The 19,466-nt window shown below is 65.9% G+C and carries 16 protein-coding genes; 11 read left to right on the forward strand and 5 right to left on the reverse strand.

Annotation, left to right across the window (positions count from 1 at the left end; genetic code table 11):
• Positions 1–27 precede the first annotated feature (27 nt).
• A complete protein-coding gene (locus ACODTJ_RS24090) occupies positions 28–954 on the reverse strand; it encodes a LysR family transcriptional regulator (RefSeq protein ID WP_488850350.1) in 927 nt (308 codons plus the stop codon).
• Positions 955–1,072: 118 nt separating this feature from the next.
• Between ACODTJ_RS24090 and ertC the strand changes: the two genes are divergently transcribed.
• The 5 genes from ertC to ACODTJ_RS24115 are packed head-to-tail and all read left to right on the forward strand — an operon-like array spanning position 1,073 to position 6,161.
• Positions 1,073–2,170, forward strand: a complete 1,098-nt coding sequence (gene ertC, locus ACODTJ_RS24095) for a thiohydantoin desulfurase (protein WP_488850352.1) — start codon at positions 1,073–1,075, stop codon at positions 2,168–2,170.
• Between the two features lie 43 nt (positions 2,171–2,213).
• Entirely contained in the window at positions 2,214–3,563 is a 1,350-nt protein-coding gene (ertD, locus tag ACODTJ_RS24100; protein ID WP_488850354.1) for a hydantoin-5-propionate amidohydrolase, read from the forward strand.
• Positions 3,564–3,568: 5 nt separating this feature from the next.
• Complete coding sequence (gene ertE / locus ACODTJ_RS24105) at positions 3,569–4,813, forward strand: N-carbamyl-l-glutamate amidohydrolase ErtE (protein WP_488850356.1); 1,245 nt, start codon at positions 3,569–3,571, stop codon at positions 4,811–4,813.
• Between the two features lie 5 nt (positions 4,814–4,818).
• On the forward strand, positions 4,819–5,481 hold the full coding sequence (locus ACODTJ_RS24110) for a flavin reductase family protein (protein ID WP_488850358.1): 663 nt from the start codon (positions 4,819–4,821) through the stop codon (positions 5,479–5,481).
• Positions 5,478–6,161 (forward strand): aspartate/glutamate racemase family protein, encoded by a 684-nt coding sequence (locus ACODTJ_RS24115; protein ID WP_488850360.1) that lies wholly within the window; start codon positions 5,478–5,480, stop codon positions 6,159–6,161. The genes ACODTJ_RS24110 and ACODTJ_RS24115 overlap by 4 nt, the downstream gene beginning before the upstream one ends.
• Positions 6,162–6,337: 176 nt before the next feature.
• On the opposite strand, the gene ACODTJ_RS24120 is transcribed toward ACODTJ_RS24115, so the two are convergent.
• Positions 6,338–7,495 carry a right-handed parallel beta-helix repeat-containing protein gene (locus ACODTJ_RS24120; protein WP_488850362.1) on the reverse strand — a complete coding sequence of 386 codons (1,158 nt, stop codon included), beginning with the start codon at positions 7,493–7,495 and terminating at the stop codon, positions 6,338–6,340.
• A 314-nt stretch (positions 7,496–7,809) separates the two neighbouring features.
• On the opposite strand from ACODTJ_RS24120, the gene ACODTJ_RS24125 reads away from it, so the two are divergent.
• Together ACODTJ_RS24125 and ACODTJ_RS24130 are read left to right on the forward strand one after the other, a co-directional pair.
• Positions 7,810–9,663, forward strand: coding sequence for a type I secretion system permease/ATPase (locus ACODTJ_RS24125; RefSeq protein WP_488850364.1), 1,854 nt, complete (start codon positions 7,810–7,812; stop codon positions 9,661–9,663).
• A complete protein-coding gene (locus tag ACODTJ_RS24130; protein ID WP_488850366.1) occupies positions 9,660–10,988 on the forward strand; it encodes an HlyD family type I secretion periplasmic adaptor subunit in 1,329 nt (442 codons plus the stop codon). The genes ACODTJ_RS24125 and ACODTJ_RS24130 overlap by 4 nt, the downstream gene beginning before the upstream one ends.
• 374 nt (positions 10,989–11,362) lie before the next feature.
• Here the strand turns inward: ACODTJ_RS24130 and ACODTJ_RS24135 are convergent, their stop codons facing one another.
• From ACODTJ_RS24135 to ACODTJ_RS24145, 3 genes are all read right to left on the reverse strand, one after another.
• A complete protein-coding gene (locus ACODTJ_RS24135; protein ID WP_488850368.1) occupies positions 11,363–12,697 on the reverse strand; it encodes an HlyD family type I secretion periplasmic adaptor subunit in 1,335 nt (444 codons plus the stop codon).
• A 45-nt stretch (positions 12,698–12,742) separates the two neighbouring features.
• Entirely contained in the window at positions 12,743–14,569 is a 1,827-nt protein-coding gene (locus tag ACODTJ_RS24140; RefSeq protein ID WP_488850370.1) for a type I secretion system permease/ATPase, read from the reverse strand.
• 252 nt (positions 14,570–14,821) lie between these two features.
• A complete protein-coding gene (locus tag ACODTJ_RS24145; RefSeq protein WP_488850372.1) occupies positions 14,822–15,469 on the reverse strand; it encodes a hypothetical protein in 648 nt (215 codons plus the stop codon).
• 225 nt (positions 15,470–15,694) lie between these two features.
• Here ACODTJ_RS24145 and ACODTJ_RS24150 point away from each other — a divergent pair, with 225 nt between their 5' ends.
• Genes ACODTJ_RS24150 through ACODTJ_RS24165 form a run of 4 tightly spaced genes read left to right on the forward strand, consistent with a single transcriptional unit; the run spans position 15,695 to position 19,132 of the window.
• On the forward strand, positions 15,695–15,997 hold the full coding sequence (locus ACODTJ_RS24150) for a hypothetical protein (protein WP_488850374.1): 303 nt from the start codon (positions 15,695–15,697) through the stop codon (positions 15,995–15,997).
• A complete protein-coding gene (locus tag ACODTJ_RS24155) occupies positions 15,994–16,923 on the forward strand; it encodes a glycosyltransferase family 2 protein (RefSeq protein WP_488850376.1) in 930 nt (309 codons plus the stop codon). The genes ACODTJ_RS24150 and ACODTJ_RS24155 overlap by 4 nt, the downstream gene beginning before the upstream one ends.
• Positions 16,920–17,912: a glycosyltransferase family protein gene (locus ACODTJ_RS24160; RefSeq protein WP_488850378.1), complete on the forward strand. Its 993-nt coding sequence runs from the start codon at positions 16,920–16,922 to the stop codon at positions 17,910–17,912. Before ACODTJ_RS24155 ends, ACODTJ_RS24160 begins: the two co-directional genes overlap by 4 nt.
• On the forward strand, positions 17,909–19,132 hold the full coding sequence (locus tag ACODTJ_RS24165; protein ID WP_488850380.1) for a polysaccharide pyruvyl transferase family protein: 1,224 nt from the start codon (positions 17,909–17,911) through the stop codon (positions 19,130–19,132). Before ACODTJ_RS24160 ends, ACODTJ_RS24165 begins: the two co-directional genes overlap by 4 nt.
• Positions 19,133–19,466: the final 334 nt, after the last annotated feature.

The following is a 19,466-nucleotide window of genomic DNA, read 5'->3' on the forward strand; positions in this document are numbered from 1 at the left end:
TTATTGTCGGGTGGCCATAACCTGATGTTAAGCGCCACCCTCACCTTCCTCGCCCTTTCTGGCCGGCGGCGGCGGCACCAGGCCGCGCAGAATGTCGACGAAAGCGTTCGCCGTGCGTGACAATGGCTCGAAGCGCGGCGTCAGCAGATGGGCGCGGACACGCGTCTTCGGCGCCAACGGTCGCGAGACCAGTTCAGGCCAGGTCCGCCCGCGCAGCACAAACTCGTCGACGACGCCAACGCCGGCACCCGCACGCACCATGGCGCAGGCGACCGGCGTGAAACGCACGACGGTGCTGATCCTGAGCGGTGCGGATTTCAGGGTGAGCGCCCGGCCGACGACATCGCCATAGGGCGTCTGTGGCCCGAAGCCGATCAGCGGGTAAGGCGCCATATCGGCCGGGCGGACGACGCGCAATCGCGCCAGCGAATGGTCGCGCGGCATGATCACCATCAGTCGCCCCTCCGTCAGAATCTCCGTATTGAGCGTCGGCTCGTCGACGGGAATGATCGAGACGCCGAGATCGGCACGGCCGGCCACGACCTTGGCGACGACCTCCAGGAGAGTCAGCACCTCGAACTCGACGCGCAGATCGGGGAAACGCTCGCGCAAGCGGGCGATGGCATCCGGCACCAGCGCCTGGCCGACGCTCGGACTCGCGACGATCCGCACCGAGCCGGTGCCGCGCTCGCGCAATTCCTCGGCGAGCTCGTTGACCCTGACCACGCCCTGATGGACCTGGTCGACCTCCTGGAAGAGGCGGCGCGCCTCTGGCGTCGGCTGGACGCGGCCGCGCACACGCTCGAACAGGCGCAACGCCAGTCGATCCTCCGTATAGGCGAGCAGGCGGCTGATCGCAGGCTGCGAGACCGAGAGCAGACGGGCCGCGCCGCTGATCGAGCCGGTGATCATGATGGCCCGGAAGACTTCGATCTGCCGGAGATTGAGGCGCATGGCGATAACATCCGATTATGGTCTGTCGCATAATAAGCATGATTCATTTCGCGCCTAGCGCCCTAAGTTCGCCAGCGTGCCGGCAACGACCGGCTCGGGAGAAGAGCGAGGCCGGCCGATGAGACGCTTTCTGACGAGCAGGGATGTCGAAGCGGCGGTTGCGGGCGGGTCGGTCTTCGCGGCGGGTGGTGGCGGCTGGGCCGATCATGGCCGCATGCTCGGCACCGCCGCGGTCAATACCGGCAAGCCCGAACTCGTCACCATGGACGAAATCCCCGACGACGCGATCATCGCCACCGCCGCCGCCATCGGCGCCCCCGCCGGCACGACCGAGTGGGAGATGTGGGGCATCGACTACGTCAAGGCCGTACAATTGCTTCAAGAAGCGCTGGGCAAGCCGATCTACGGCCTGATCATCGGCCAGAACGGCATGTCGAGCACGCTGAATGCCTGGCTTCCAAGCGCGATCCTCGGGGTCAAGGTCGTCGATGCCGTCGGCGACATCCGCGCCCACCCCACCGGCGACATGGGCTCGATCGGCCTCGCCAACAGCCCGGAAGCGACGATCCAGGTCGCGGTCGGCGGCAACCGTTCGAAGAACCAGTATATCGAGCTGGTGACACGAGGCGCGACCGCCAAGATCTCGCCGATCCTGCGCACGGCCTCGGACATGTCCGGCGGCTTCATCGCCTCCTGCCGCAATCCCGTTTCGGCGGCCTATGTCCGCAAGAACGCGGCGCTCGGCGGCATCTCGATGGCGCTGGCGCTGGGCGAGCGCATCCTCGCCGCCAAGCCGAAGGGCGGCAGCGCCGTGATCGACGCGATCTGCGACGAGACCGGCGGCACGATCATCGCACGCGGCACCGTCGCCAAGAAGGACGTGTGCTACACCAATGAAGCTTTCGACATCGGCACGATCCAGGTCGGCACCGGCGCGGCCGCCCGCATCATCCATGTCATGAACGAGTACATGGCGGTGACCGATCTCGACGGCGCCCGCCATGCCTGCTTCCCGGACGTGATCACCACGCTCGACAGCGACGGCCAGCCGGTCAGTGCCGGCCATGTCCGCGAGGGCATGGAGCTCTCGGTGCTGCGCGTGCCCAAAAGCAAGATTCCGCTGAGCTCCAGCGTGACCGACCCCAGCGTCTATCCGATCGTCGAGAAGGCGCTCGGCATGAACTTCACCGATTACGCGCTCGGCCGCGAAGGCTGAACGCACTCCTTCGTCTACCCCGCAGGATCACCGGATACCCAACATGAGCGATTTCGATCTCGTCCTTCGCGGCAATATCGTGCTGTCCGACCGGATCATCGAGGATGGCTATGTCGCCGTCAGCGGCGGCAAGGTCGGCAAGGTCGGCCAGGGCACGCCGCCCTCGGCCCGCGAGACGCAGGATTTCCGGGGACAGTGGATCATGCCGGGCGTCATCGATGGGCAGGTCCATTCCGGCAGCCAGGCCAACCACGAGGGCATCGGCATGTGCTCGCGGGCGGCGGCAGCCGGCGGCGTCACCGTGATGGTCGACATGCCCTATGACGAGCCGGAACCGGTCACCAGCGCCAAGCTTTTCAACGAGAAGGTCGCGGTGGTCGAGCGCGACGCCCATGTCGATGTCGCGCTCTATGCCACGATCACCATCGAGAACGGGCTTCATGCCATTCCGGGGCTGGTCGAGGCCGGCGCCTGCGCCTTCAAGTTCTCGACCTTCGAGGCCAACCCGACGCGCTTCCCCCGCATCGGCGACGACACGCTCTACGAGGCCTTCAAGCTGATCGAGCCGACCGGCCTGCTCTGCGGCGTCCATAACCAGGACCAGGAGATGACGCGGCGCAACATCGCCCGGCTGATCGAAGCCGGCGATACCGGCCCGGACGCCTTCCTGCGCGCCCATACGCCGCTGGTCGAGAACCTCGCCACCGCCCGCATCTACGAGATCGGCGCCGAGACCGGCGCCCGGGCGCACGCTGTCCACGTCTCGACCTCGCGCGGCTTCGAGATCTGCAACATGTACAAGCAGGCCGGCTACAAGGCGACCGTCGAGAGCTGCGTGCAGTATTTCATGCTCAATGCCGAGGAGCATGGCCCGCGCTTCGGCGCCAAGATCAAGCACTACCCGCCGATCCGCCCGAAGGCCGAGAGCGACCTGCTCTGGAGCCATCTCGCCGCCGGCCATTGCGACTTCATCTCGTCGGACCACGTCTCCTGGGGGCTGGAGAAGAAGGGCGATCCGATGATCTTCAAGAACACCTCGGGCGGGCCAGGCATCGAAACGCTGCTGCCGGCGCTCTGGACCGGCTGCGAGGAGCACGGTCTGTCGCCGACCATCGTGGTGAAGCAGCTTTGCGAGGGACCGGCCAAGGCCTTCCTGCTCGCCGACAAGGGCCGGCTCGAGGCCGGAGCGGATGCCGACATCACCGTGCTGGAGCCCGGCCGCTTCATCCATGATCCCAGCAAGAGCCTGTCGGCGGTGAAGTGGAGCTCTATGGAGGGCCGCGAGTTCCGCGTCCGCGTCGCTGCGACCTATGTGCGCGGCCAGCTCGCCTGGGACGGCAAGGAAATCCGCAACAAGGCCGGCGACGGCCGCTTCCTGCGCCCGGCAGCGTGACCGCCATGTCGATCGATCAGGACCGGCTCTGGCGCCGCATCGAGGCGCTCTCCGCCATCACCGATCCCGAGCGGCCGTGGACGCGCCGCTCCTTCACGCCGCGCTTCCTCGAAGGGCGCGAATGGCTCGCGGCGGAGTTCCGCGAGGCCGGGCTGGAGACCGAGCTCGACGCTGCCGGCAACCTGATCGGCCGGCTCACTGGGGCCGATCAGAGCCTGAAGCCGATCCTGATCGGCTCGCACTCGGACACCGTGCCTTCCGGCGGGCGCTATGACGGCATTCTGGGCGTGCTCGCCGCGCTGGAAGTCGCGCAGAGCTTCAGCGAGCGCGGCGACCGCCTGCGCCACACGCTGGAAGTCGTCGATTTCCTGGCGGAAGAGCCGAGCGAGTTCGGTCTCTCCTGCATCGGTAGCCGCGCGCTCGCCGGCACCCTGAGCGAGCAGCATCTGGCGCTGACCCGCCCGGACGGCATGACATTGCGCGAAGGCATCGGTTTCGTCGGCGGACGGCCGGCGGAGCTGGCCTCGGTCAGGCGGCCGGCAGACGGCATCGCAGCCTATGTCGAGGTCCATATCGAGCAGGGCCGCGTGCTGGAGAACGAGCGCATCCCGATCGGCATCGTCACCGATATCGTCGGCATCCGCCGCGAACGCATCATCGTCACCGGCCGGGCCGACCATGCCGGCGCGACGCCGATGCCGCTCCGGGCCGATGCGCTGGTCGGCGCGGCGAAACTGATCGAGGCCGCCTACAAACGCGCGCTCGCGACTTCGCGCGACAACCAGCCGCTTGTCGCCACCTTCGGGCGCATCGAGGTCAGCCCAAATGCGGCGAATGCGGTGCCGGGCGAGGCCGTGATGACGCTCGAAGTCCGCTCCGGCAACGAAGCCGCGGTGAAAGCCTTCGGCGAGACGCTGGTGCGCGACCTGCGCCCTGCCCTCGAAGAATTGCGCCTCACGATCGCGGTCGAGCCGATCAGCCATGTCGCGCCGACGGCCTGCGCGCCGGAGGTTCGCACGGCCATCGCCAATGCCTCAGCCTCGCTCGGCCTTGCCACGCGCGACCTGCCGAGCGGCGCCGGGCATGACGGCGTCCACATCGCCCATATCGGACCTGTCGGCATGATCTTCGTGCCCTGCCTCGAAGGGCGCAGCCACGCGCCGGAGGAATCGATCACGCCAGACCAGGCCGGCGACGGCGCCCGGGTGCTGGCCGAGACGGTGCGCCTGCTCGACACGCAACTGGGCTGAACGCGATGGACTGGGCGGCAGGCGACCTCAAAGAGCGCGACCTCTACAAGCTCCTCGTCAACACCGTGCTGCCGCGGCCGATCGCGCTCGTCACCACGGTCGACGAGAAGGGCCGCGCCAATGCCGCGCCGTTCAGCTTCTTCAACGTGTTCAGCCATGCGCCGCCCTTGGTCGTGCTCGGCATCGAGGGGCGCAGCGGCACCGAGCCGCTGAAGGACACGATGCGCAATATCCGCGAGACCGGCAGCTTCGTCGTCAATCTCGTCGATCGGGCGATGGTCGCGGCGATGCAGGTCTGCGCCATCGACTTCCCCCGCGAGATCGACGAGATCGCGGCCGCCGGGCTCGATATCGCGGCGAGCGCCAAGGTCGCGGCCCCGCGGCTTGCGGCCTCCCCCGTCCAGCTCGAATGCCGCGAAACCGTCTCGCTCTCGCTCGGTACACGACATCGCAATCTCGTCGTCGGCGAGATCGTCCATCTCCATATCCGCGACGGCATCGTCGACGAGCGCCTGCATGTCGATATCGAAAAGCTCGATCTCGTCGGCCGTTTGCACGGCGCCGACTGGTATGTCGGCCTGCGCGACCGTTTCCAGGAGCCCCGCCAGACATTGGACGGCTGGCGCGAGCGGACACGGTCCACCATTCCCGAAGGAGAGATGTCGTGAACGGCACGATCTACGTCATCAACCCGAACTCGACCGAGCGCGTGACCCGCGAGATCGACATCGCGGTTACGCCGCTGCGTATGGCCGGCGGGCCGGCGATCGAATGCCTGACGCTGGCGGACGGGCCGCCCGGCATCCAGTCGCAGCGCGATGTCGACGGGCTGATCCCTGCCCTGCTCAAGCGCGCCGCAGGTCTCGAAAACGAGGCTGCTGCCTTCGTCGTCGCCTGCTTCTCCGATCCCGGCATGCACGCCTTGCGCGAGCAGAGCACGAAGCCTGTGCTCGGCATCGCCGAATGCGGCGTGCTGACGGCGCTGACGCTCGGCCAGCGCTTCGGCATCGTGGCGATGCTGCAGAATTCGATTCCGCGCCATCTGCGCTATCTCGGCGCGATGGGCATGATGGATCGCTTCGCCGGTGACCTGCCGGTCAACCTCACCATCGCCGAGATGGCCGATGACGACCTCACGCTCGGCCGGATGATCGCCGTCGGCAAAACCCTGCGCGACACGCATCATGCCGACGTGCTGGTGATGGGCTGCGCCGGCATGGCGCGCTTCCGCGATGCGCTGGAGCGGGAACTGGGCCTGCCTATCGTCGAGCCGACGCTGGCCGCGGTGACGATGGCGCTCGGACGCGTCAGGCTGGGCTGGGGCGGGCGCCCACTCGCCAAGGGCTGACATGCCCGGCCGGGCATTGTCGCAGGCCGTCACCGTCCTCGCCAGCGAGCGGGCGAGCTATGTCACGGGCGCAACGATCCGGATCGATGGCGGCTTGATCCGAGGCGTGTGACGTCCTGCGGCGCGCTCAGTTCCGTCAGGTTATCCGCACGGCCGAGCTCGCCGGGCCAAACGCGTTAGAGTCGAGGCCCGGCCGCGCGATGCTCGGGCAATACCGAATGCCCGGCCTGCACCGGCGAGGGCCCGGAACCCTGTTGCTTCAGCCCTTCCAGCAGGCGTTCGACGATACGGCGACGGGTGACGCTGTCTCCGCGGGCGACCGTTACATTCCGCAGCGACACCAAGCCCTGGCTGCCATTGTAACCATAGGCCACCGCAAGATTGCGGCTGACTTCGCTGCTCCTGGAATTCAGCAATCGAATTGCATTCTTGTAAGTCGAATGGAGCGCGTCGAGGAGCATATTGTCCGTTATCGACGCATTGACCGCATAATCGATCGTAATGCCGTGCGGAGAACTGGACAGGATGATGTTCTTCGACACGTCCACATTCTCATAGGGCCGCTTTTCGTCATTGCCGAAAAAGATGCCGGCGATCGGCTCGCCGTCTGCCTGGATCATGACGTTGCGGGTGATGCGGATGTTCCGGGACGGCGCGGTCGTCTGCCGCGTCGACGCCGTCAGGAAGTGGCGAGCGCCGGTGACTTCCGGCCGGAACTCGTCGAGCCGGTTGCTGTCGACGGTGACGCCGTCCGACTGCACGATCATGAGCCCGTCGAGAGTGAGCCGGCGAAACCGATTATGCTCGATGACCACGGCCATGCTCCGGTCGATCACGATGCCGCGGTGCAGATTATCGATCACCGTATCGGCGAGATGCAGCGTCGTAACCTCGACCGCCCGAAGAGCGCTGGCATTGCTCGCCGCCTGTCCCTGAGGCGAACTGAACTCGGATTTCCGGATCCGGATATTCTGGCTTTGCCGAACCTCCGCGAGAAAAGCCTCCGGCGCCTCCCGTCCCGTGCCGACGAACCGGAGCCCTTCCAACAGGATGTTGCGCGAACCGGAAATCAACAGCTTGTGGATCACGGGGCGATTGGCCGGCTCCGCGGCGACAACCGTAACCGCCGTTCCCGCCGCCACGCCCCGGATCGTCAACTCGTCATAGACGCCGGGCTTCAGCGCGATGACCTTGGCTTCGCCACTCCTGGCGAGCGCCTGGTCGAACTCCGCGACCGAGCCCACCGTCAGACGGTCGGACGGGCTGCTCGCGGTCTGTGCGGTGACGGGTGCGGGCGCGGCGACCCCGAGCGACAGCATGCAGATCAGCAACAACGATCGAATCAACACACTCACAGTCCCCGGCTGCCGAGCGCGCTGATCGCGCGCGTCGGAGTATTCAGCCGAATTTCGCAGCATGTCCAGTTAGGTGATGCGTTCGGAGCGCCCACAATTGGTCGATAAGGCGGTTTGACCGCCGGCCCTTCGGGCTCGCACGGTCCGCCCACAGCGAGGCAGCATGACCTAGCGTTCCGCCAAGCACTTCCGTTCGAGAAAAAGGGAACGCGGAAAGGTTTTTTACACCATGCTCCACCATTGTGCGACGAGGCGGGGCGTCGTCGAGATCGTCCGGTATCCGGTGTTGAGTTATGGTTCGCGACGATTCCGTCTCAAGCAACGTCGTCTCTGCAGCGCTGCGCGGAACATCGCGAGCCTGGATTCACGTCGCGGTTTTCTCGACCATCGTCAATCTCCTGATGCTGACCGGCTCGATCTACATGATGCAGGTCTATGACCGCGTGCTGGCGAGCCGGTCGGTGGCGACGCTGGTCGGTGTCTCGGTCATCGCGCTCGCCGCCTATGCCCTGCAGGGCTGGCTCGACCACATCCGGCTCCAGATGCTTGGCCGCATCGGGGCCGCGGTCGATGCCCGCCTCGCGCCACTGACCGTGCGCGCGGCCATGAGCGCCCCGGTGAGCGGCGCCAATCCAACGGACGCGCTTCAGCCCTTCCGCGATCTCGCCGCGCTCAGGACATTCCTGGGCAGCCTGGGCCCGACGGCGCTGATCGACATCCCCTTCGCCCCGGTCTTCCTGTTCGTCTGCTTCATGCTGCATCCGTGGCTCGGCTGGCTGGCGATCGGCGGCATGCTGATGATCGTCGGACTGACGGTGCTGACGGAGCGTTTCTCGGCCGCCCCCGGCAAACGGGTGGCGCAGAGCGGCTCCGCCCAGTTCGCGATGCTGGAAACCGGCCGCCGCAATGCCGAGGCGATCTCGGCGCTAGGAATGAGCGGCTCGTTCTCGCAGCGTTTCGACCTGATCCACGCGCGCCATGTCGACGACTACATGCAGCTCTCGCAGGCGACGGGCGGGATCAGCTCCTTCGCCAAGATGTTCCGGTTCATCTTGCAATCGGCCGTTCTGGGCCTCGGTGCGCTGCTGGTGATCCGCGGCGAGATGTCGGGCGGCGCCATGCTGGCGGCGTCGGTCCTGACCAGCCGGGCGCTCGCACCGGTCGAGCTCGCGGTCGCCCATCTCAAGGCCTTCGTCGCAGCACGGCAGGGCTATGCCAGGCTGAAGCAGATCCTGCCCGAGCATGAATCGTCCCGACGCTCGCTTTCGCTGCCGGCCCCCAGCCGCGCGATCAGCGTCGAGGACGTTACTCTCAATCCACCCGGCAGCCGCCGCTTCATCGTGATGAGCGTCCGCTTTCAGCTCAACGCGGGCCAGTCGCTGGGTTTGATCGGGCCGTCCGGCTCCGGCAAGTCCAGCCTTGCGCGCGCGCTCGTCGGCATCTGGCAGCCGGCCCGCGGCGCGGTGCGGCTCGACGGCGCGCTGATGACGCAATGGGACGGCGACAGCCTCGGCCGTTCGATCGGCTACCTGCCCCAGGATGTCGAATTGTTCCCGGGCACCATTGCGGAGAACATCGCGCGGTTCGATCCCGAGGCGACCAGCGGCGACATCCTGGCCGCGACCGCGATCGCCGGCGCCCATGACATGATCGTGGCCCTCCCGGACGGTTACGAAACGGTCGTTGGGGAAGGCGGGGCGGCCCTTTCCGGCGGCCAGCGCCAGCGCATCGCGCTGGCCCGCGCGCTCTATGGCGATCCGTTCCTCGTCGTGCTCGATGAACCCAACTCAAGCCTCGATGCGGATGGCGACAATGCGCTCGCGGCCGCAATCCATGCCGTGAAGGCGCGGCAAGGCATCGTGATCGTGATCACCCACCGCCCTTCCGGCCTGTCGGCGGTCGATCTGGTCGGCGTCATGAACGAAGGCAGGCTCCAGGCCTTCGGGCCGCGCGACGAGGTCCTCGCCGCCACGACCCGCAGAGAACCGGCTCATGAACACGCGCCCCGGCCGGCAACCGCCGCCGACGCGCCTCCGGAGGCCGGGCTGGAACCATCCATCCGCGAGCTGCGCCGCATGGCCAGGACCATGCGCGACGCCGAAGAAGCACGGGAACTCATGGCGCAGGAACAGAGGGCCCATTCATGACCTCGCCAGCCGGCCACGACGGGCAGCGAACCGACCATCACGAGCGCGCCATCAAGCGGCTCGGCCGCAAGGGTTACATCGCGGCCGGTCTCTTCATCGGCACGGTGGGGGTGTGGACCACCACGGTTTCGATCTCGGGCGCCGTCGTCGCAGCGGCGCAATTCGTCGTCGAGAACAACACCAAAAAGGTGCAGCATCCGACCGGCGGCGTCGTCAGCGACATCAAGGTTCGCGAGGGCGCGCTCGTGCATCAGGGCGACGTCCTGATCCGCCTGGACGAGACCGTGACGCGCACCAATCTCCAGATCGTCAGCCGCCAGCTCGACGAAGCGCGCGTGCGCTCGGCCCGCCTCGAAGCCGAACGCGACCAGACGCCCCGGCTCGAATTCCCCGAAGCCCTCGTTGCCCGGACTTCCGAACCGGATTTCGCCCTGCTGCTGGCCGCCGAGAAGCGCCAGTTCGACGCCAGAGCGGCAGCCCGCAACGGCACCCGCTCCCAGCTCACCCGCCGCATCGACCAGCTCGGCAGCGAGATCACGGGCCTGAAGGGGCAAATGGAAGCCAAGGTGCGCGAGGCGGCGCTCACGGCGCGCGAGCTGGAAGGCGTGCGCGGTCTCTACAAGCGCAACCTGGTCAGCCTCAGCCGCCTGTCCGGGCTGGAGCGCGACGCCGTCGCGATCGACGGTGTCCATGGCCAGCTCGCGGCCCAGATCGCGCAGGCGGAAGGAAAGATCGCCGAGACCGAACTCCAGATCCTCCAGATCAACGAGGATCTTCGCACCGAGGTGCTGCGCGAACTGCGCGAGAACGAAGCCAAGATTTCCGAGCTGGTGCAGCGCCGCGCCGCGGCCGAGGACCAGTTCAAGCGGATGGAGATCCGGGCGCCGTCGTCCGGCTATGTCCATCAGCTCGCGGTCCACAATGTCGGCGGGGTGATCAACCCGGCCGAGCCGGTGATGCTGATCGTGCCGAGCGAGGAACAGCTCAATCTGGAAGCGAAGGTGTCGCCGCTGGACTACGATCAATTGCGGCTGGGGCAACCCGTCGTCATCCGCGTCCACGCCTTCAACCAGCGCACGACGCCCGAGCTGCGCGGCAAGGTCGCGCGCATGGCGGCCGATGTCTCGCGGGAACAGCAGACCGGAGCCAGCCTCTATACGATCCGCATCGCCCTGCTGGAGGGCGAGATCGAGCGGCTCACCCCTCTCGAGGTCAGGTCGGGCATGCAGGCCGAGGCCCTGGTCAAGACCGGCGACAGGACGCCTCTAACCTTCCTGCTCAAGCCATTGTCGGATCAGATCGCCAGGGCGTTCAGGGAACGCTGAGATACGAGCCGTTCGCTTCACGAAGTCCCCGGAACGACCTTTCCGGGGACGTGACCGTTTCCACGGCAGATGCTGCGGAAACCGCGACGGAGCACTCATCGATCCTGGCTGATCGGCGGCGGATGCCACGACATCTTGATCGGTGGAGCGCTCAGAAGGGGTATTGCAACGCCCTGATCCTGAAGCTGGATGACGGCGTCCACCAGCGGACCATCGTGCTGAACGGCCGGGCCGACGCGTTCGTCACCGCCGGCAGCGCCTACGGCATCCGAGGCCGAGGGGCATCGCGCGCTTCGGCTCGCGGAACGGCCTCACCCTTTTATCCTACCGCATGTCCTTGATGCGGACCGGCATCCACGTCGTCCGACGATGCTCTAGTCTTCCCGGAACGCGCGGTTCATGTGCTCGAGCAGCGGCTTCATCAGGAAGCTGGCGACAGTTCGCTCGGATGTCTTGATGAAGGTTTCGGCCGGCATGCCGGGGATAAGCTTCAGCTTGCCGAGGCGTGCGCTTTCCTGGTCGCTCACGCGAACGCCGACGACATAGTACATCGCCCCGGTTCGCTCATCGCGCGCGATATCGGCGCCGATCCTGAAGATCGAACCGTACAGCTCCGGCGTCGTGCGGCTGTTGAACGCCGTGAAGCGAACCCGCGCCGGCTGGTCTGCATGAATCTGGTCGATATCGACCGGGTTCACCTTGGCCTCGATGACCAGCGTGTCGCGCTCCGGCACGATGCTCATGATCGCCGCGCCGGGCGCGATGACGCCACCGACCGTATGTACCTGCATCTGATGCACGATCCCGTCGCTGGGCGAGCGCAGGTCGATGCGCCGCAACTGATCGTCAGCCGTCGCGAGCTTCTCATTGAGCTCCGCGATCTTGGCCTCCGCCTCCCGGCTATCCTTGGCGACCTCGGTTTCGAGCGTCCGGTCGATCTGCAGGATTTGCAGCTGGGTTTCGCTGATCCGCGCGTTGATCTGCGCGGCTCGCGCCGTAAGCTCGCCCATCGTGCCGCGAATGCGCGCGACCTCGCGCTCCAGCTGCGTCACGCGCGGCTTGGCGACCAGGTTCTTGGCGAGCAGGCCACGCATGTCGACCAGTTCGAGCTCGGCGACGCGGACCTGCTCCATCGCCGACTTGTACTGCGCCTCCGTGCCCTTGATCTCCTGCTGCGACTGGTTGATCTGCTCGGTGAGCTGGGCGCGCTGACCGACGCGGGTGCGTGCGCGCGCAGCGAACAGCGCCGTCTCGCTGGCCAAGGCCTGCTTGATCTCGGGATCGGTGGCGGCCTTCGCGATCAATGCCGGGGGCACCACCATCGTGGCGGCCTGCTCCCGCTCCGCGTTCAAGCGGGCCTGACGCACATGCTGGGCGTTGAGCTCGTTCACGATGATCTGCCGGCTGGCTCTCGTCACAGTCTCGTCGAGCCGCATCACCACGTCGCCGGCCGCGACGCGCTGGCCTTCCCTGACCAGGATCGCGCCCACGACGCCGCCGATCGGATGCTGCACCTTGTTGATGTTGTTCTCGAGGACGACGGTGCCGGAGGCGATGACAGCGCCTTCGAGCGGCGCCATCGTGCCCCAGGCCACCCCGGCGCCGACGAAGGTGACGCTCGCGATGAGACCGAGACGGATGTACCAGCCCATCTCCTTCGGGCGCCCGCCCTCCACTTGCGTGCCCTTGAATTCGAGCAGCTCGGTCATCGCGGAACCCTCGATACGGCCTTGTATGCGGACGAGACGTTCATCTCATTCTCCAGGGCGGCCCGAGGGACCGTTCTCGACACGGGGCAACCCAGGACCGCTCCGCGCCGGGGCGAGGCCTGCCGGCGGGGCATTGCCAGTCGCCACCTGCGTCGCCGCCGAACTGGCCATGTTGTTACGCAATACTTCGCCCTTGTCGCCATAGCCAATCACGAAACCGTCGCGCAGCACGAGCAGAGCGTCGACGGCAGCGATGGCGCTGGGCCGATGCGCGATGACGACCGCGATCCCGCCGCGCTGGCGCACCTGCATGATGGCCGCCGTCACCGCAGCCTCGCCCTCGGCATCGAGATTTGAGTTCGGCTCGTCGAGCACGACGAGGAAGGGATCGTCGTAGAGCGCGCGGGCCAGGCCGATGCGCTGCCGCTGGCCCGCCGACAGATACAAGCCGCCGGCGCCCACCCGCGTGTTCAGGCCCTGCGGCATCGCGAGCAACTGCTCGTAGCACCCCGCCGCCGAAGCCGCCCGGTGTATCTTGTCGGCCGGCGCATTCGGTTTGAAACGGCTGATGTTCTCGGCAATCGTCCCCTCGAACAACTGTACGTCATGCGGCAAGTAACCGACATGCTGGCCGAGCTGGTCCATGTTCCAGTGCCGCAGCGACGCGCCGTCCAGCACGACCTGGCCGCGGGCGGGGTGCCAAAGCCCGACGAGAGCCCGGCCGAGCGTCGATTTCCCGGACGCGGAATGCCCGATGATGCCGAGCCCCTGCCCCGCCGAGAGCTGGAACGTCGCGCCCTTGATGATCGGCCGCCCGTCGCTGGGCGCGACCACGACGATGTTCTCGACGCTGATCGACCGATGCGGCGACATCAGCAGCAGCTTGTCGCCGGATTCACGCGAGCCCTTCAGCAGCTCGGTGAGGCGGATATAGCCGAGCCGAGCCTGCTGAAAGCTGCGATAGTTCGCCACCGCCATGTCGATCGGCGCGATCGTGCGCGAGCTGATGATCGAGGCGGCGATGATCGTGCCGGCGGTCATCTCGCCCTTGATGACCAGATAGGCGCCGACGCCCAGCGTGGCCGACTGGATGACCATCCTCAGCGTGCGCGAAGCAGAAGCCAGGCCGCTGGAAACGTCGTTGGCCCTCAGCGCGAGAGTGGAATAGCGATTGTTCTGGCCTTCCCAGCGCCGGCGCATGGCATCCAGCATGCCCATCGAGACGATGGCCTCAGCGGCCTGCAGCGAATTCGCGGCCAGCACATTGCGGCGGGACGCAGCCTCATGGGCCACCATCGCAGGCTTGTTCTGCTTGGATTCGCTGATGAAGGCGACCGCGAGCAGCAGCACGACACAGAGCAGCGCAAACAACCCGATGATCGGATGCAGGACGAAGCACAGGAGCAGATAGATCGGCAGCCAGGGCAGATCGAAGAAGGCGACAGGGCCCGCCCCCGACAGGAAGGCGCGGATGGTCTCCAGATCGCGGAACGGCTGCATCTGCTCGGCCGCCATGCCCGGGCGGGAGGCCTGCAGCCGCACGAGATGGTTGTAGAGTTCCGGGCCGCTCGCCAGATCGACCCGCTCGGCTACCCGGCCGAAGATGCGGGTGCGGATGATCTCGAGGCCGCCCTGAAAGGAAAAAGCGATCAACGCCATGATGCTGAGCATGATCAGCGTCGGCACACTATTGCTCAACAGCACCCGGTCATAGACCTGGAGCATGTAAAACGAGCCGGTCAGCATCAGGATGTTGATCAGGCCGCTGAAGAAACACAGCGCCAGGAATGCCTGACGGCAGCTCCTGAGGGCGTCGGCCATGGGCGTGCCGGCCCGATCGCGGCCAAGCCGAAATGCATCGCCGAACGCCATTACAACTCCAAGACAGCCGTGATCGCCAAGAAGTGGGTCGATTTGGCGTTCGCATCGCCAGATCAGCCGGCGACGGTCCGTTTATAACAGTACAATAGCTGTCTTTCCAAGACTCCGATGAGGCCTGGGCTCTTTCACATGCCGTAGAGGTTAACCCGCCAGGCCGGACGATAACCGGCCAAGCGACAATCCGCCATCTGCCAAGCGACCGCCGAAGCGTCGACTGCGGCCCGCGTCAGGCGCGGGTCCCGATCAGCGCTGGGCCGCCAGGACCAGGTCGTTGCGGGTCTCGGCATCAGCCCACATGCCGCGCTCGGAGTTCCGCGCTTCGCGCAGCGCCGCGACATGCAGACCCTCGACCGTCGGCCGGCCGATTCCGGAGCGCACGATCCACTCGGCGACATCCTGGCCATCGATCGCGCAGGCGACGACCTTCGACGCCTCGCCGATGGACGTCGTCATGGTGCAGGCCATCTCCTTGCGCATCACGAAGTTCACGAGCTGGATCCGCGAACGCGACCCGCAGGCGACCCGTGCCCCGTCCCCCGTGCGGCAGATCTTGTTGAACGACATGCCAACGACACCCGGCACTTCGATAATGCGCTCTTCCTGGGTGTCGGGGGTGATCACCGAGATGGCAACGCTGTCCGTCCTGACCGCCGAGCGATGCACGATGAAGCGCTGGACCGTTTCGGCGACAGACGCCGTGCCCTTGGCAGGCAGCGACCCCGTGGTGAACACGGGACCATCGACGCTGACGGCTGCGAGCTGCTCTGCGACGGGCGCCGGCTCTTCGGCACGCGCAGCCTCAACGCCATGGAACGAGGCAAGAGCCGCAACAACCGAACCGGCGACAATCACGCTAACCTTACGACCAGACTTTCCGATGAAGTTATTCATTGTTTTTCCCTGTCGATTACGGACCTTACCCTCAGCTAACACTGCAAAGTTTAAATCGACGTGTCGGAGCGTAGTTAAGTTTCCGCGCGATAATTCAGTTAATTGTCCCTATTTCATTCCCATCAAATGCCGAAATCGCTAACTTTAATCATGCTGCTAACAATCCGTTCTCAAGGGCACCCAAGCCATTGAGATTCCGACGGTCAGATGGCAGGAAGCATCGCCATGTCAGATCAGAATCGCCGATACGCGCCGCCGATGACCATCGGCCTGGCGGGCACCACCGGGCTGACCGCCGGCCGGAGCCCCGTCGTTCGCTTCCGCAGCGGCCGGCCGCAGGGGCATATGCCCGCCCGATATCAGCACGATCGGCCCGATGCAGGCGACATGATGAGCTCCGTCGCAAGACATCCCACGCTCGCGCGAGACGAAAGGCATTCTCAGCCGGTCGTATGGCAACCGGCATTCATGCTTGCATTCGCCACCAAGACCCGTCTTCCACGACCTGAAGCGGAGCCCCTCGCGTGACCAAGGCCACCATGCAGCGCGTCTCCGTCATCATCCCCCATTTCAATGACCTCGACAGGCTTCGCCACTGCCTCGACAGGCTCGACGGCCAGACAGGGGGTCATACGGCGTATCGCGTCATCGTCGTCGACAACAATTCCCGCTGCGGGATTGACGAGGTCCGTCGCGTCGTCGCCGGATCCGGAGACGTCATCCTGGAGACGGAGCAAGGTGCGGGGCCGGCGCGAAGCGCGGGAGTCGCCGCATCCGACGGCGAGATTCTGGCTTTCATCGATTCAGACTGCGTGCCCGCGGCTGACTGGATCGCCAAAGGCGTTCAAAGGCTCGACAACGCGGATGTCGTCGGCGGCCGGGTCGATGTCCTGCCTGAAAAGCCAGGGCGCCTCAGCGCGACGGAGGCGTTCGAGGCGGTGTTCGCCTTCGATTTCGAACGCTACATCGTGAAGAAGAACTTCACCGGCTCCGGCAACATGTTCGTCACGCGAGCCGTGTTCGACGCTGTCGGCGGCTTTCGAAATGAATTGGCGGAGGATATCGACTGGAGTCACCGCGCGGTGGCGGCCGGCTATCGGCTGCGCTACGCTCCCGACGTCGTGGTCGGCCACCCGGCCCGACGCAACTGGGCCGAGCTCGCGTCGAAATGGCGCCGGCTGACCCGAGAAGGCTATCTCTACGGCCGCTCGCGCGGACAATCCCAGGCGGCCTGGATCATGCGCTCGTTCGTCGTCCTGGCCTCGCCGCTGATGCACGCCTGGAGTGCGGCTGTCAGCTCCAAGCTGACCTCGCCTGTCGAGCGTCTCAAGGCGATCGGAATCCTGTTCGCTATCCGAAGCTATCGGTTCGTCGAAATGTGGCGGGTGATGCTGCGCGACCGCTCCTCGGCCGGCCCTTCCGGCGCGCCCGGCAAGGCGGAGCCCTCCCAGTGAGCGTGGCCACCACGATCGTCTCCTACCGCAGCGCTGAGGATATCCGCACGCTCCTCGATGCGCTGGCGCTGCAGACGCATCGCGATATGTCCGTGCATGTCTGCGAGAATGGCGGCGGGCAAGCCTATGACGATCTCCTGCGCGCGCTTGAAGCCGGCGGCTATGCCATCGCCGCAGCCCAGCCGGACCTGGAGAAGCGGGTGCGCCGCGCCGCGACGACCCAGCTGGCGAACGGCGCACCCGTAAGCCTCTACGAGGCGATCGACAATCTCGGCTATGCCGGCGGCGTCAACCTGTGCATCGACAATCTCGGCGAGACCGACTGGTCCGCAATCTGGATCATCAACCCCGACGCGATCCCGGCGACCGACGCGCTCACGCAATTGCTGCTGCATCAGCGCGAGGGTGATTACGGAATCGTCGGAGGACGCCTGATCTTCGCAGGCACAGGCAAGGTGCAATGCTATGGCGGCATCTGGCGGCGCTGGATGGCGCGCGGGCTGAACCTCGGCTTCAACGAGCCCGCCGATGCAACCCTCGACGTCGGCTCGGTAGAAGCCAGGATGGACTACGTCTCGGGGGCCTGCATGCTGATCACGCGCGGCTATATCGAGACGGTCGGCAAGATGCGCGAAGACTATTTCCTCTATTGCGAGGAGGTCGACTGGTGCGCGCGTCGCGGCTCGTTCCGGCTCGGTTTCGCGCAAGCCGCTCGCATCGAACACGGCCATGGCGCCACGATCGGCTCGCATCGCGACCGCCGCCAGCGCTCGCGACTGTCGGTCTACCTGGATGAGCGCAACAAGTTGCTGCTGACCAGGCATCTCTTCCCGGCAATCTATCCGCTCGTGCTTGGCACGACCCTGCTGCTCACCCTGCAGTACCTTCGACATGGCGCCGTCGCAAATTTCGGCCACGCGCTGTCCGGGTGGTGGGCTGGCGTCACCGGCGAAACCGGCCAGCCGCGCTGGACGAGGATGAAAGCATGACCGCGCACGACATGGCCTCGACATCGGATATGGGCGGACCGGCGCTCGGTTCGCCGCCCTTGCGCATCGCCCTGCTGTGGCATTCGCTGCGCTCGGACAATCTCGGCGTCGGCGCGCTGACGATCGCCCATATGCGCATCATCCGCGAGGCTGCGGCCGCAGCAGGCCGCAGCGTGGTCTTCGACATCGTCGGCTTCAGAAACGGCCAATATTATCCGCCGGCGGAGAATGACTTTTCGGAAACCCTCGTCAAAGGCAGCAAGAACCTGCTGCCGGGCTTCCCGATCTGGAAGGCGCTGGGACGCGCCGACATCGTTCTGGATATCGGCGCCGGCGACAGCTTCGCCGATATCTATGGCGCGAAGCGCTTCATGTGGATGTGGGTGCCGAAACTCATGGCCCTGCTGCAGGGCAAGCCGCTTGTGCTGGCCCCGCAGACGATCGGCCCGTTCACGCACCCCCTCTACACACGCCTCGCCAGCTTTGCGATGAAGCGCTGCCGCAAGGTTTTCGCGCGCGACGGCCAGTCGAAGGCAGTTCTCGACCTAGAGAAGCTCGGCGACATTGCCGCCGAAACCGTCGACGTCGCCTTCCGTTTGCCTTTCGAGCGGCAAGCGAGGACGCCCGACGGGCGCATCCGTTTCGGCCTCAACGTGTCCGGCCTGCTCTATGCCGGCGGCTATACCGGCAAGAACCAGTTCGGGATCAAAGGGGATTACCGCGCGATGATCGACCAGATCATCACCGGGCTCCTGGCCCGCGGCGATACGGATGTCGTGCTGGTGCCGCATGTCATCACGGCCGGAGGCGACAGCGAGGACGACATCCACGTCTCGCAGATCATCGCCCAGAAATACCCCGACGTGACGGTCGCACCGCGCTTTACCTCCCCGAGCGAGGCCAAGAGCTTCATATCCGGGCTCGATCTTCTGGCCGGCTCGCGCATGCATGCCACGATCGCGGCGGTCTCTTCGGGGATTGCGGTGGTGCCGTTGGCCTATAGCCGCAAGTTCAGCGGCCTGTTCGCCGCCGTGGGCTATCCGCTCGTGGGCGACTGTACCAAGCAGGATGAAACGGAGCTTGTGGCACTGACTCTCGATGCCGTCGAACGTCGCGCCGAGCTGGCGGCGGCGGCGCAACGCAGCAACCTCGTCGCGCAGGAGAGGCTCGAGATCTACAGCAGCTATCTCACGGCCTTGATGGGCTCGATGCCCGGCTGAGCCCCCCTTGAACAAGCCAGCCCAAAAAGATAGTTCGGCCGACGAGGATTGATCGAGCCTCAACAAAATCTACGGCGCATGAACGACGCCTTGTAATCTCGGCGATGCTCCCCACAACACGGCAGAGCTCTGGCAGGTAGAGCAGCAATCACAACATGATTGCTGTCATTGAAATGCTACGATCAGCGTCATTTTTACAAACCGGCCCTGCAGAGGCCATCGAACAACATGTCATTACGATCAGCACCGCGGCGCCGAAGCTTGCAAGGGCGTAGCTCCTGAAACGGCCCCCGAATTCCCCGGACAGGTCTCACCCTTAAAATAAGGGTTGGGA

Source organism: Allobosea sp. FG18, assembly GCF_057809495.1.

Coding starts and splice junctions, on each gene's coding strand:
- ACODTJ_RS24090 (WP_488850350.1), bottom strand. CDS start 954: ATGCGCCTCAATCTCCGGCAGATCGAAGTCTTCCGGGCCATCATGATC.
- ertC (WP_488850352.1), top strand. CDS start 1,073: ATGAGACGCTTTCTGACGAGCAGGGATGTCGAAGCGGCGGTTGCGGGC.
- ertD (WP_488850354.1), top strand. CDS start 2,214: ATGAGCGATTTCGATCTCGTCCTTCGCGGCAATATCGTGCTGTCCGAC.
- ertE (WP_488850356.1), top strand. CDS start 3,569: ATGTCGATCGATCAGGACCGGCTCTGGCGCCGCATCGAGGCGCTCTCC.
- ACODTJ_RS24110 (WP_488850358.1), top strand. CDS start 4,819: ATGGACTGGGCGGCAGGCGACCTCAAAGAGCGCGACCTCTACAAGCTC.
- ACODTJ_RS24125 (WP_488850364.1), top strand. CDS start 7,810: ATGGTTCGCGACGATTCCGTCTCAAGCAACGTCGTCTCTGCAGCGCTG.
- ACODTJ_RS24130 (WP_488850366.1), top strand. CDS start 9,660: ATGACCTCGCCAGCCGGCCACGACGGGCAGCGAACCGACCATCACGAG.
- ACODTJ_RS24135 (WP_488850368.1), bottom strand. CDS start 12,697: ATGACCGAGCTGCTCGAATTCAAGGGCACGCAAGTGGAGGGCGGGCGC.
- ACODTJ_RS24140 (WP_488850370.1), bottom strand. CDS start 14,569: ATGGCGTTCGGCGATGCATTTCGGCTTGGCCGCGATCGGGCCGGCACG.
- ACODTJ_RS24145 (WP_488850372.1), bottom strand. CDS start 15,469: ATGAATAACTTCATCGGAAAGTCTGGTCGTAAGGTTAGCGTGATTGTC.
- ACODTJ_RS24150 (WP_488850374.1), top strand. CDS start 15,695: ATGTCAGATCAGAATCGCCGATACGCGCCGCCGATGACCATCGGCCTG.
- ACODTJ_RS24165 (WP_488850380.1), top strand. CDS start 17,909: ATGACCGCGCACGACATGGCCTCGACATCGGATATGGGCGGACCGGCG.